This is a genomic window from Pseudoduganella sp. jia 12, from assembly GCF_055502675.1.
On sequence record NZ_JBUXKP010000013.1, the window covers coordinates 25,940 to 39,360 of the forward strand.

Genomic DNA, 13,421 nt, shown 5'->3' on the forward strand with positions numbered 1-13,421 from the left:
TATTTTCTCCATCGGCCTTTGCTGGCAGAATGGGCCGATGGACAATCTGACAATACGCCCCGCCACCGTCGCCGATGCGCCCGCGATCGGCTCCCTTGTCATGGACCTGCTGCCTTACCTGACCGTGCATCCGCAAGGGCTGGGTGCGGAGAAGTTCATCGCCAATGTCGGCATCGATGCCCAGCGGCGCTATCTCGGGCAAGAAAGCTTCCGCTACCACGTGGCGCTGCAAGGCGACGAACTGCTGGGCGTCGTCGCCGTGCGCGACAACACGCACCTGTTCCACCTGTTCATCAAGGAAGCGGCGCACCGCCGGGGCCTGGGGCGGCGCCTGTGGGAGCTGGCCCGCGACGATGCCATGGCCAGGGGCAATCCCGGCAGTTTTACGGTCAATTCGGCGGGGCGCGCCACGGGCCTCTACCTGCGTCTCGGCTTCTTGCCGGCGGGTGAGCCGATCGAGCACGATGGCATCGTCGACGTGCCGATGCGGTGGGAATCAGGGACTGGCGACGCATAAAAAGACGCGTGCTCCCGAAGGAGCACGCGTTGCGGCCGGGTTATGGCCGAAGCCGGCGGCCCGCGCAGGACACAACCGGCAAGGGAGATGACGGGTCAGCGTGGCCGGCCCGTCATGCCATCACAGCACGCGGCCCGAATCGTGCCCGAGCGGCGAGCTGCCGGTGGAGCGGCTGCCGGTAGCGCTGGTACCGTAGTAACTGTGGATTTCCGATTGCCAGGCCGAATTGGCCATGTCCGGCCAGCGATCCTTGTCGAAGCCGGGCGCGTTCTCGATGCGGTCCTTGTCGATGTTCAGGCGCAGCTGGTGATTGGCCGTGTCCAGCGCCAGCGCTTCCCAGGGAACCGCAAACAGCTTTTCGCCGATCGTCAGCACGCCGCCGGAAGCCATCACCACATAGGCGACCTGGCCGCTCTGCATGTCGAGCATGATTTCCTTCACGGTGCCCAGGTGCTCGTCCTGCATGTTGTGCACGTGGTCGCCGATCAGCGTATCGGCGCCCATCAGGCGCGGCCCCGGACCCTGGTTTCCCTGGTCGACGTAGTTGCCGTATCCATCGCGTTCGTAACTCATGGTCGCCTCCTGTTGAAATAAAGATATTTTCCGCCCGGGCAGGTCCGCGGTCTGTTCGTTCGCGCACAATTGGACGGACTCGACAGGGGCGCCGAAGGCGGCAGACAGGGTGGCTGCGGATGATGAAGCCGCCGAATTAGGCTATAATTTCAATTTCCCGCATCGCGCCTTTCCGGCGCCCGATCTCGCAATGACCAAATTTGTCTTCGTCACTGGTGGCGTTGTGTCGTCCCTTGGTAAGGGGATTGCCGCCGCCTCCCTCGCCGCGATTCTCGAATCGCGCGGCCTCAAAGTCACCATGCTCAAGCTGGACCCGTACATCAACGTGGACCCGGGCACGATGAGCCCCATGCAGCACGGTGAAGTCTTCGTTACCGATGACGGCGCCGAAACCGACCTGGACCTCGGCCACTACGAGCGCTTCATCAGCACCCGCATGCGCAAGGTGAACAACTTCACCACGGGCCAGATCTACGAATCCGTGATCCGCAAGGAACGCCGCGGCGAATACCTGGGCAAGACCGTCCAGGTGATCCCGCACATCACGAACGAAATCCAGGACTACATCCGCCGCGGCGCGGAAGGCTACGACGTGGCGCTGTGCGAGATCGGCGGCACCGTGGGCGACATCGAATCGCTGCCGTTCCTGGAAGCGGCTCGCCAGCTGAGCCTGCGCGCGGGCCGCAAGAATTCCGCCTTCGTGCACCTCACCCTGGTGCCGTACATCGCTTCGGCGGGCGAACTGAAGACCAAGCCCACCCAGCACTCGGTGCAGAAGCTGCGCGAGATCGGCATTTCGCCGAACGCGTTGCTGTGCCGTGCCGACCGCGCCATTCCGGAAGACGAACGCGCCAAGATCTCGCTGTTCTCGAACATCGAGGAGCAGGCCGTGATCTCCGTGTGGGACGTGGACACCATCTATAAAGTGCCGCAGATGCTGCACGACCAGGGCCTGGACGCGATCATCTGCGAAGCGCTGGACATCGACCCGGCCCCGGCCGACCTGTCGGTGTGGACAAAGCTGATTCATGCGCTGGAGCACCCGAAAGCAGAAGTGTCGATCGGCATGGTGGGCAAGTATGTCGAACTGACCGAGTCGTACAAGTCGCTGACCGAGGCGCTGCGCCACGCCGGCATCCACACCGAGAGCCGCGTCAACATCGAGTACATCGACTCGGAAGAGATCGAAGCCAAGGGTACCGGCGCGCTGGCGAAATACGATGCGATCCTGGTGCCGGGCGGCTTCGGCAAGCGCGGCGTGGAAGGCAAGATTCGCGCGGCGCAGTATGCCCGCGAGAACGGCATCCCCTACCTGGGCATCTGCCTGGGCATGCAGGTGGCGCTGATCGAATACGCGCGCCACAAGGCGGGCCTGGTGAACGCCAACTCGACCGAGTTCGAACCGCAGACCGACCAGCCGGTGGTGGCGCTGATCGACGAGTGGCAGAACCAGGACGGCAAGGTGGAAAAGCGCGACGTGAATTCCGACCTGGGCGGCACGATGCGCCTGGGCGCGCAAGCCTGCGCCGTGAAGCCGGGCACGCTGGCGCACGACATCTACGGCGGCGTGGTCACCGAGCGCCACCGCCATCGCTACGAAGCGAACAACCATTACCTGTCCCGCGTCGAAGAAGCGGGCCTGGTGGTAGCGGCGCGCACGCCGACCGAAGACCTGTGCGAGATCATGGAACTGCCGCGCGACGTGCACCCGTGGTACATGGGCGTGCAGTACCACCCCGAGTTCAAGTCCACGCCGCGCGATGGCCACCCGCTGTTCACGTCGTACATCCGCGCCGCGCTGGATCACAAGGCCGCCGGCAAGGCGCCTGAACTGAAGGAGAGTGTATGAAGCTCTGTAACTTCGACATCGGCCTCGACAAGCCGTTCTTCCTGATCGCCGGCACCTGCGTGATCGAATCGCGCCAGATGGCATTCGACGTCGCCGGTGCGATGAAGGAAATGACGGCCGAACTGGGTATCCCTTACATCTACAAATCGTCGTTCGACAAGGCGAACCGTTCCTCCGGCACGTCGTACCGCGGCCCCGGCATGGAAAAGGGCCTGGAAATCCTGGGCGACGTGAAGCGCGAGCTGGGCGTGCCGGTGCTGACCGACGTGCACTCGATCGAGGAGATCGAGATCGTGTCGTCCGTGGTGGACGTGCTGCAGACGCCGGCCTTCCTGTGCCGCCAGACCGATTTCATCAACGCCTGCGCGCAGTCCGGGCTGCCGGTGAACATCAAGAAGGGCCAGTTCCTGGCACCGCACGACATGAAGAACGTCATCGACAAGGCCCGTGCCGCTGCCAGGGCCAAGGGCCTGAACGAGGACAACTTCATGGCCTGCGAACGGGGCGCCTCGTTCGGCTACAACAACCTGGTATCGGACATGCGCTCGCTGGCGATCATGCGCGAAACCGGCGCGCCGGTGGTGTTCGATGCCACGCACTCGGTGCAGCTGCCGGGCGGGAACGGCACGTCGTCGGGCGGCATGCGCGACATGGTGCCGGTGCTGTCGCGCGCGGCCGTCGCCGTGGGCGTGGCCGGCCTGTTCATGGAAACGCACCCCACGCCGGCCACCGCGCTGTCGGACGGCCCGAACGCCGTGCCGCTGGGCCGCATGAAGGAATTGCTGTCCACGCTGATCGAACTCGATCGCATCACCAAGAAGTCGGGCTTCCTCGAGAACAGCTTCGAGTAAACGGTTTTTGAAAGCCTTGGACGGGCCCGGCAACCATGGTTGCCGGGCCCGTTTTGCATGGCGTGTCGCATTGTGTAGTAAGCCGCCGCGCTTCCCTACAAGGCCATCCTCTGTTACGCTTGCTGCAATTTTTGCGCGCGGATAATGTTGAAGAAGATTTACGCAACACGCCCGCGTCGCTGCCACCTGCTTTCCACCACCTTGGAGACTACACATGAGTGCAATCGTAGATATCATCGGCCGCGAGATTCTTGACTCGCGCGGCAACCCGACCGTCGAATGCGACGTGTTGCTGGAGTCGGGCGTGATGGGCCGTGCGGCCGTGCCTTCGGGCGCGTCGACCGGTTCGCGCGAAGCGATCGAGCTGCGTGACGGCGATCCGAAGCGCTACTTCGGCAAGGGCGTGCTGCAGGCATGCGAGAACATCAACACCGAGATCTCCGAAGCGATCATGGGTCTGGACGCGAACGAACAGGCCTTCCTGGACCGCACGCTGATCGACCTGGACGGCACCGAGAACAAGTCGCGCCTGGGCGCCAACGCGATGCTGGCCGTGTCGATGGCTGTCGCCAAGGCCGCCGCCGAAGAAGCCGGCCTGCCGCTGTACCGCTACTTCGGCGGTTCGGGCTCGATGCAGCTGCCGGTGCCGATGATGAACGTGATCAACGGCGGCGCGCACGCCGACAACAACCTGGACATCCAGGAATTCATGATCATCCCGGTCGGCGCACCGACCTTCAAGGAAGCGATCCGCTACGGCGCCGAAGTGTTCCACACGCTGAAGAAGATCCTGCACAAGAAAGGCCTGAACACGGCGGTCGGCGACGAAGGCGGCTTCGCTCCTTCGCTGGCCAACCATGAGGAAGCCATCAAGCTGATCATCCAGGCCATCGAAGAAGCCGGCTACGAGCCGGGCACGCAGATCGCGCTGGGCCTGGACTGCGCCGCTTCCGAGTTCTACAAGAACGGCAAGTACGAGCTGGAAGGCGAAGGCCTGTCGCTGACGGCCACCGAGTTCACCAACCTGCTGTCGACATGGGCCGACAAGTACCCGATCATCTCGATCGAGGACGCAATGCACGAAGGCGACTGGGAAGGCTGGGGCATCCTGACCGAAGCGCTGGGCAAGAAAGTACAGCTGGTGGGCGACGACCTGTTCGTCACCAACACCAAGATCCTGAAGGAAGGCATCCAGAAGGGCATCGCCAACTCGATCCTCATCAAGATCAACCAGATCGGCACGCTGACCGAAACGTTCGCCGCCATCGAGATGGCCAAGCGCGCCGGCTACACCGCCGTGATCTCGCACCGCTCGGGCGAAACGGAAGATTCGACGATCGCCGACATCGCCGTGGGCCTGAACGCCCTGCAGATCAAGACCGGTTCCATGTCCCGTTCGGACCGCATGGCCAAGTACAACCAGCTGCTGCGCATCGAAGAAGACCTGGGCGACATCGCTTCCTATCCGGGCCGCGACGCATTCTACAATCTGAAGTAATACGCTTGAGATAAATCCGTCTCGAGTAGAATGCGCCTGAAGTAACACGGCATCCTTCACCACTATGACACCGGCCGGGCTTCCCGGCCGGTGCTTTATTTTTATGCGTCTGATTACCCTCGCCCTGGCAGCGCTGCTGCTGCTGATTCAATATCCGTTATGGCTGGGGAAGGGCGGTTGGCTCAAGGTGCAGGACCTCGAAGAGAAGGTCGATGCCGCCCACGCGAAGAACGAGGAACTGCGGCGCCGCAACGCCAAGCTCGACTCCGAAGTGCGCGACCTGAAGGACGGCACCGGCGCGGTCGAGGAACGCGCGCGCTACGAGCTGTCGATGATCAAGCAGAACGAAATCTACGTGCAAATCCTGCGCAAAGGCCAGATCCCCGGCGACGGCGCCACGCCGGCCCCGCCACCGCCCGACGTGCCTGCCAAACCAGCGCGCTAGTTGCCTGAAAACAGGGGACGGACCCCTGTTTCGAGGAAACTTTGGCATCATTCCGCACGGATGGCCGGCGTTCCAGACACTATCCAGCAAATCATTTCCTGGAAACAGGGGTACGTCCCCGGATTTGTCGCGGCCCAATTTGGCGCAGGCTGCACCAATGCGGTGCTGTAGAGCTATCGAGATCGGTGCGAAATATCTTTGTTCGATATTCCGCACCAGTTACGCGCATCGCTTCCGTAAGCGGCATGGTTCTTGCACTCCTTGCGTGCTTTTGCACTTAACCGGGGAGTAGTGGTCAATGGAGTCGTTCAAGAGCGGTGCCGATGCCTTGTTTGTCCTGTTGGGCGGCATCATGGTGCTGGCGATGCATGCCGGATTCGCGTTCCTCGAGCTGGGAACGGTGCGCAAGAAAAGCCAGGTCAATGCGCTGGTGAAGATCCTCGTCGATTTTTCCGTGTCGGCCATCGTGTATTTCACGGTGGGTTACGGCATCGCGTACGGCGTGCATTTCTTCGGGCCGACCGATACGCTGGTGGCGAACAACGGGTATGCCCTCGTGAAGTTCTTCTTCCTGCTGACGTTCGCCGCGGCCATTCCCGCGATCATTTCCGGCGGCATTGCCGAGCGGGCCAGGTTCTATCCACAGATGATCGCCACGGCCCTGCTGGTCGGTTTCATCTATCCCTTCTTCGAAGGCATCGCCTGGAACGGCAACTTCGGACTCCAGGCGGCGCTGGAATCGGCGTTCGGCGCGCCATTCCATGACTTTGCCGGCTCGATCGTCGTGCATGCCGTCGGCGGCTGGGCCGCGCTGCCGGCCGTGCTGCTGCTGGGCGCGCGGCGCGGGCGCTATGGCAAGGATGGCCGCATCGCGGCACACCCGCCATCGAACATCCCGTTCCTCGCGCTGGGCGCGTGGATCCTCGCGGTCGGCTGGTTCGGCTTCAACGTGATGAGCGCGCAGACGCTCGACAAGATCAACGGCCTCGTTGCCGTGAACTCCCTGATGGCGCTGGTGGGCGGCACGCTGGCCGCGCTGGTGCTGGGCAAGAACGACCCCGGCTTCGTCCACAACGGCCCGCTGGCCGGGCTGGTGGCCGTCTGCGCCGGGTCCGACCTGATGCACCCGCTCGGCGCACTGGCCACCGGGGCAGTGGCGGGTGCGATCTTCGTGATCATGTTCACGCTGGCGCAAAACCGCTGGAAGATCGACGACGTGCTGGGCGTATGGCCCCTGCACGGCCTGTGCGGCGCCTGGGGCGGCATCGCCGCCGGCATCTTCGGCAGCCAGGCGCTGGGCGGGTTGGGCGGCGTGTCGCTGCTGTCGCAGATCGCGGGCACGGTACTCGGGATCGTTATCGCCAGCGCCGGCGGCGCGCTCGTGTACGGCGTGCTGAAGCTGACCGTGGGCTTGCGGCTCGACCCCGAGCAGGAATTCAACGGTGCCGACCTGTCGATCCACAAGATCGGCGCCACGCCGGAGCGGGAAACGAGCGCCGGCTGACGCCACGGCGTCGCGGATCGGTCACACCCGCGCGGTATGTTCTGAACGTACCGCAAGGGAAGTGACTGATAAGACTCCGCAACATTTCTTCGCTTGAAAATAAGAATCATTCGCATTAAGATGGCGGTCTTTGCCAGCCACCTGTTCCACGCCAGGCGCCAGCTTCCGACTGACTCCCACACTGGAACACCATGGATGCACTTACCGCGCGCCGGCGCCTGCTGCCGGCGTTGTTGATGTCCGCGCTGGCGCCGCTGGCCCACGCCCAAACCACCGCCGCCTCTACTCCCTCCGCAACCACCTCAGCCACCGCCTCGTCCACCTCCGCCCTCGGCGAGATCACCGTGACCGCCGACCGCGACGCGCAGCCGGCCAAGGCCGGCACCACGACGACAGTCACGGCCGACGACCTGACGCGCCAGGCGGCGCAGAACATGCAGAACATCGCCCGCTACGCACCGCTGGTCAGCGTGCCGAACGCGGCGAGCGGCTCGGGCAGCGTGTGGGACAGCAGCGGCAACACGGGCTTCAACATCCGCGGCATCGACGGCAACCGCGTGAGCATGGACCTCGATGGCATTGCGCTGCCCGACGCGGCACCGAAGCCCGACGGCTCCACGCTGAACAGCTTCGGCATCGGCCGCGACTACTTCGACCCCGAAACGTTCCGTGAAGTAAACATCGTATCCGGTACCACCGGCAGCACCGGCACCGGCCTTGGCACGCCCGGCCTGGGCGGCTCCGTGCAGTTCACCACGAAGGCGCCCGAGGATTACCTGAGCGCGGATCGTCCCATCCATGCCGACTACAAATTCGGCTACGACGGGTCGAACAACATGCGCATGCATGCGATCACGGGCGCCGCGCAGGCCGGCGACCTGCAGGTCCTGGCACTGCTCGTGCACCGCGACGGCAAGGAGTACGAATCCGAGGGCAGTGCCGTGACGAACCCGGACGACTGGACGTCCGATGCGCTGCTGGCCAAGCTCGTGTGGTCGCCGTTCGCCGGCCACAAGCTCACCGCCACCATCGACGCCTACCAGGCCAGCCACACGCGCGCCTACGTCAACAAGACCAGCACGCTGTATCCGGCCGGCGTGGACCAGCAATCGGAAACGCGGCGCAACCGCTTCTCGCTCGACCATGAATTCGCCGCCAGGACCACGCTGTTTGACAGGCTGGAATCGCGCATCTACGCGCAGAACGCCGAAGTCGACGACCACACGACGGGCCCTTACGTCTCCCAGGGCCAGCGCTACGACCGCTCGATCGAGACGGGCTACTTCAACAAGAGCCGCGGCCTGGCCAGCCATGCCGTGAAGGCGCTCGGCGCGCATGAACTGGCGTACGGCATCAGCGCGGAAACCGTCGACACGCGCCGCCCGTGGCGCGAAGACCGTACGGTGCTGGCCACGGGCGCACACCAGATCACCAGCAAGAACCGCATAGTCGATACGGACTCGACGAAGCTGGCGGTCTTCGCCAATGCCGACATCGTGCTGGCCGAAGGCCTGACCCTGTTGCCCGGCCTGCGCTACGACTGGCGCGAACTGAAGCCGAAGAATATCGAGGACTACGTGGTGGCGGTGCCCGCCGCGCGGGAAGAACTGCGCGAGCGGAAGGACGACTACTTCACGCCGAGCCTGAAGCTGAGCTGGAAGTTCCTTCCCGAGCTGATGGCCTATGCGAGCTGGACGCGCGGCACGCGCCTGCCCACGGCGGCGGAACTGACCGGCACCTACGACTCGTTCGCCTATACGGGCAGCGGCAACGGTTACGCGGTGCTGGGCAACGCCGACCTGAAAAAGGAAACCAGCAATGCGTTCGAACTGGGCCTTTCCGGCCAGCCGGCGCGCGGCGTGACGTTCGATGCCTCGGTATTCCACACGAAGTACGAGAACTTCATCGAATACGCCACGCAGCCGGCCGACCCGGTCAACTTCCCGACCATCACGCAGGGCCTGTTCCGGCCGGAGAACGTGGGCGAAGCGAAAACGTGGGGCGCCGAGATCTCCACCAGTTTCGCACTGGGCCAGTGGAACGCCGCACTGGATGGCGCCAGCGTGACCGTGGGCGCCGGCGTCCAGCACAGCAAGGCACGCAACACGATCACGGGCGCCGAAGGCGAGCTGGCTTCCACCTTGCCGCGCAAGGTCAGCACCACGTTCGCATGGGACGATCCGGCCAGGCGGGGCGGGGCGGCACTGTCGGTCTTCAACGTGCGCGGCAGGCAGGCCGGCGCGGACGTGATCTCGAATGTCACCGGCGCGCGCTTCGCCGTGCCCGGCGCCACGGTCGCGGACCTGACCGCCTACTGGAACATCGGCAAGCATGCAGCCATCACGGCCGGCATCTACAACCTGGCCGATAGAAAATACTGGGACTACGCATCGTCGCGCAGCCTGGCCGCCGGCACCACGGCCGCCACGCTGGGCGACATCGAACGCCAGGCACGCCCCGGCCGCTACGGCGCCGTCACGCTCAAAGTGATTTACTGAGGAGAAAAAGCATGAAAACCCCCCGTCGTTATACCGGCCTGCTGGCACTGTCCGGCGCCCTGGTCTTCGGCATGGCCGCCAGCCACGCCGGCGCCGCCACGCTGGCCGAGCGCTGGACCACGCTGCGCACCGAGCAGCCGAAACTGGGCATCCGCGACGCCGCGAAACAGCTGAACGTTTCCGAGGCCGAACTGCTGGCGTCCGGCATCGGCAACACCGTCACGCGCCTGGCCGACACCAGCCACGCACCGCGCGAGATCATGCGCCGCGCGCTGGACCTGGGCAAGGTGATGGCGCTCACCCGCAACGAGAACGCCGTCATCGAAGTCACGGGCGAGGCCACGCGCATCGCCAAACAAGGTGAGGATGAGATAAATGCGGGTGCGAAGGATGCGGAACGCGCAGCGCGCGAACTGAACATCGCCGGCGGCTACCTGGGCGGCCCGATCGACCTGCGCTTCCAGTTCCCGAAATGGAAGCATGCGTTCGCCGTCGTCCAGCCGGGCAAGGATGGGAACGTGTCGCGCAGCCTGCAGTTCTTCGACGAGAACGGCACGGCTGTCCACAAGGTGTACCTGAAGGATGAGGGCAAGGTCGCGGTCTTCGACAAACTGGTGGCCGACTTCCGCCACCCGCAGCAGGACGGCAAGCTGGGCATCGTGGCTGCCGCGCCGAAAGCGGCCGAGAAGCCGGATGCCGCGGTCGACGTCAAGGAATTCCAGCAGGCGTGGAAGGATATGTCGGACGTGCACCAGTTCAACCGCATCGTCGCGGAATTCAAACTGTCGCGCGAGCAGGCGCTGCGCCTGGCGCCGGCCGGCGTGGTGACGAAGGTGGCGCCGCAGGCGGTGCGGCAACTGCTGGAACAGGCCGCGTCGAAAGAGGTGCCGATCATGGCCTTCGTCGGCAACGGCGCCGTCACGCAGATCTACAGCGGCAAGGTGAACAAGGTACAGGAAGCAGGCGGCTACTTCAACGTGCTCGACCCGGACTTCAACCTGCACCTGCGCGACAAGTCGCTCAAGGCGGGCTACGTGCTACAGCGTGCCGGCGTGACATCGGTGGAGTTCTACGACGACAGGGGCGAACTCGTGGTCACGTTCTTCGGCGTGCGCGAGCGGGGCAAGCCGCAGCCGCAGCCGTGGCTGGACCTGGCCGCGGCGCTGCCGAAGGCGTAAGCCAGGCAAGCGGGGATGAGGATGTGCCGGATACCGCCCCGGTATCGGGACCGTTATCGACAGGCGCTGACACGAGCGGACCAGGGAAGCCATGGTCCGCATGCTATGGCGGATGCAAGAGGCGGTCATGAACCATGGACGCCACCGGGGCGTTGATTCCCGAGTTTGTCCCTCGAAAAATGGCCGTCGGCGACTGCTCGGTGACCCATTAGCGTTGAACGACTCCAGTACCACTCGGCAGTATGCCGTTCGCATCGCCGGCCTGTTCTTTTGAATCAGCCCCGCGCGGTATCGGAGAGAAACCGTACGGGGCGATCTTCAAGCTCGACGCGACGATCGAACAAGGTAACGAACACTGGGGGTTATGCTGTCACCCGCGCGGCGATTCGCCACCCATTGATTTCGCCAACGTCCAACCGGGCGGTATCCTTGACGCGCAACTGCCATGTACCACGAATCGGCTTGTCGAGAAGTGGCCGGAGCGCTGGCGTATCTAGAGCGGAATACGTTCGGATCAAGTTGTCTCCCGAGCCGCCGGCGTTGTTATGTAACACCACTGCACTCCCATCCGGAGTGAGCAGGTCGACTCGCAGGTCGCCAATATACGTGTGGCGAATATTCACCTGAATGCGGAATTCGGTGATTTTGCCGCTCTCATTGAAATCGATGGAACTAAAGACAGGCGTACCGTTGTCGGGAATGAGCTTTGACGCGGTCTGTCTGACATCGACCGGCTTTTCCTCCACGATGCCGGACGCCGCAGCCTGCACGGCGCGCAATGCGTTGACCTTGCCGTATCCAAACCAGAGGCTGAACCCTTCCGCGTCGAAGTCGCCTGGCTTGTTGACCGGGGAATCGGTCACGAAGGACATGTCCTTGTCCGCCGTTTGCTGCAGTTTTTCCTTGATCTCCTTCGCCGTCAGCATCGGATTCACGGACAGCATCAATCCGCAGACGCCCGCAGCTGTCGGCGTCGCGCTGGACGTGCCGCCGAACCGGTCGGTGAAGCGCGAGCCCGACGTGAAATCAGTATTGAGGCCGAACCCTTCGTTATCCGTTGTCGTAATTCCCAGGCCCGCGGGCGAGAATTGGCCGAGATCGTCCCAATTATCAGATGGGGCGCAGACGCTGATCTGCTTACCCCAGGAAGAATAGGCCGCACGCGTCTTACGCGAAGTGCTGGCACTGACCGTGATGACGTCCGGATGCGCAGCAATCCAGCGATCGATCCGCCCGCTATAGCTGCGGATGAGACCTGACTGATTGCGGTAGCGATAGATCTGCGTATTCTCGAAGTCCTGGACCGGGCAGTTGTTATTGCCGGCGGCGATGCAGAAGACCAGGCCCTTGCCCCGCCGGCCGCCTGTCCTGGCCAGCGTGGCAATCGCGTTCTTCAAGGGGGTGCTCATCGGTGCATCGGCCGGGCCGTAGCCCCATGAGCACGAAACGACATCTGCCAGCGCGGAAATCTTTTCGAACATGACGATGAAATGCGCATCGTTCATTGTCGACAGCGGGAAACGTACGGGCAGGATCGAGCAACCCGGCGCGACGCCGACGACACCAGTACCGTTGCCTTCGGCCGCCGCGACCCCAAGACAAGGTGTACCGTGATAGTCGCCAGGCCGAGGCGATACGTCCTCATTCCATTCAATGGCAGCGTTATTTTGAACATCGCGCAATATGGCATTTAACCCGATGACTACTTTCCCCACGCCCTGGAAATCCGGATGGGCAAGGTCGAAGCCATCGTCGGCCACTGCAATCACGATGTCCCGCCTGCCGCGGGTAATGTCCCATGCCTCGGGTGCAAAGATCCCGGCGCCGGGTTCGAGTTCAGGCTGAATTGCTGGTGCGTGCAGGTGCCATTGCTTCGAAAACAGGCTATCGGGAGGAATGAAGGCGAATCTGGTCAACTGTCTGACCAGGTTCGGCTCCGCGTATTCGACGTCGTCCCGGTCCCTTGCCGCATTCGCGGTGCGGATTGGATTTCGGCCGGTGGCGTTGGAAACGCGGACTAGGAATGTCTTGTTTCCCATGGGTTTCTCGACAACGAGATTCTCGGTAGCCACGTACTCGAGGATGCGGTCTTCTGGTGTTTCCGGCTTGAACTTGATAAAGAAGCTTTCAGTAATGAGATATTCGCTTTCTCCTGTCTGACGGTCGCGATAAACGTGGTGCACGATCTGCTCGCTCGCGCGCAACCGGTTTACGGCCTCTTCGCGATCGTCAACGACTGTGGCGCGGTAAAGCCCGGAGCTGACAGGCGCTGTTTCGGCCAGTGCCACGCCCGCCTTTCCGGCAGCGTGCATGACCTCCGCCTCGTCAGTGGCCTGGATCGTGATGGCCGATTCATCCTTACGCACTTCGATCCTGCGTCCGCCTTGCCAGAAATAATTGGTCTCGTCCATCGCAGCCTCCTATCCATATGAATATAAAATATTAATATCAAGAACATCCAGAAAATCTCTTCTATAATTTTCCTGTAAAACAGGTGCGATACTGCTT

Annotated in this window: 10 protein-coding genes; 8 read left to right on the top strand and 2 right to left on the bottom strand. The window is 63.2% G+C overall.

The annotated features are described in order from the left end of the window. Positions 1–37 precede the first annotated feature (37 nt). Complete coding sequence (locus ACY65G_RS25050) at positions 38–517, top strand: GNAT family N-acetyltransferase (protein ID WP_465000003.1); 480 nt, start codon at positions 38–40, stop codon at positions 515–517. Between the two features lie 120 nt (positions 518–637). Here ACY65G_RS25050 and ACY65G_RS25055 read toward each other — a convergent pair whose 3' ends face one another. Beyond that, a complete protein-coding gene (locus tag ACY65G_RS25055; protein WP_465000004.1) occupies positions 638–1,090 on the bottom strand; it encodes a PRC-barrel domain-containing protein in 453 nt (150 codons plus the stop codon). A gap of 190 nt (positions 1,091–1,280) precedes the next feature. On the opposite strand from ACY65G_RS25055, the gene ACY65G_RS25060 reads away from it, so the two are divergent. The 7 genes from ACY65G_RS25060 to ACY65G_RS25090 all read left to right on the top strand — a co-directional run bounded on the left by ACY65G_RS25060 (position 1,281) and on the right by ACY65G_RS25090 (position 10,913). Beyond that, complete coding sequence (locus ACY65G_RS25060; protein WP_465000005.1) at positions 1,281–2,939, top strand: CTP synthase; 1,659 nt, start codon at positions 1,281–1,283, stop codon at positions 2,937–2,939. Then, positions 2,936–3,790 carry a 3-deoxy-8-phosphooctulonate synthase gene (gene kdsA, locus ACY65G_RS25065; RefSeq protein ID WP_130188065.1) on the top strand — a complete coding sequence of 285 codons (855 nt, stop codon included), beginning with the start codon at positions 2,936–2,938 and terminating at the stop codon, positions 3,788–3,790. Before ACY65G_RS25060 ends, kdsA begins: the two co-directional genes overlap by 4 nt. A 214-nt stretch (positions 3,791–4,004) precedes the next feature. Further along, positions 4,005–5,288 (top strand): phosphopyruvate hydratase, encoded by a 1,284-nt coding sequence (eno, locus tag ACY65G_RS25070; RefSeq protein ID WP_465000006.1) that lies wholly within the window; start codon positions 4,005–4,007, stop codon positions 5,286–5,288. A 103-nt stretch (positions 5,289–5,391) separates the two neighbouring features. Beyond that, positions 5,392–5,733, top strand: coding sequence for a cell division protein FtsB (ftsB, locus tag ACY65G_RS25075; RefSeq protein ID WP_465000007.1), 342 nt, complete (start codon positions 5,392–5,394; stop codon positions 5,731–5,733). Positions 5,734–6,031: 298 nt separating this feature from the next. Next, a complete protein-coding gene (locus ACY65G_RS25080) occupies positions 6,032–7,237 on the top strand; it encodes an ammonium transporter (protein WP_465000008.1) in 1,206 nt (401 codons plus the stop codon). Between the two features lie 191 nt (positions 7,238–7,428). Continuing rightward, positions 7,429–9,735, top strand: coding sequence for a TonB-dependent receptor domain-containing protein (locus ACY65G_RS25085; RefSeq protein WP_465000009.1), 2,307 nt, complete (start codon positions 7,429–7,431; stop codon positions 9,733–9,735). A gap of 11 nt (positions 9,736–9,746) precedes the next feature. Beyond that, positions 9,747–10,913 carry a hemin-degrading factor gene (locus ACY65G_RS25090; RefSeq protein ID WP_465000010.1) on the top strand — a complete coding sequence of 389 codons (1,167 nt, stop codon included), beginning with the start codon at positions 9,747–9,749 and terminating at the stop codon, positions 10,911–10,913. 362 nt (positions 10,914–11,275) lie between these two features. Here ACY65G_RS25090 and ACY65G_RS25095 read toward each other — a convergent pair whose 3' ends face one another. Further along, entirely contained in the window at positions 11,276–13,324 is a 2,049-nt protein-coding gene (locus ACY65G_RS25095; RefSeq protein ID WP_465000011.1) for a S8 family serine peptidase, read from the bottom strand. Positions 13,325–13,421 lie beyond the last annotated feature (97 nt).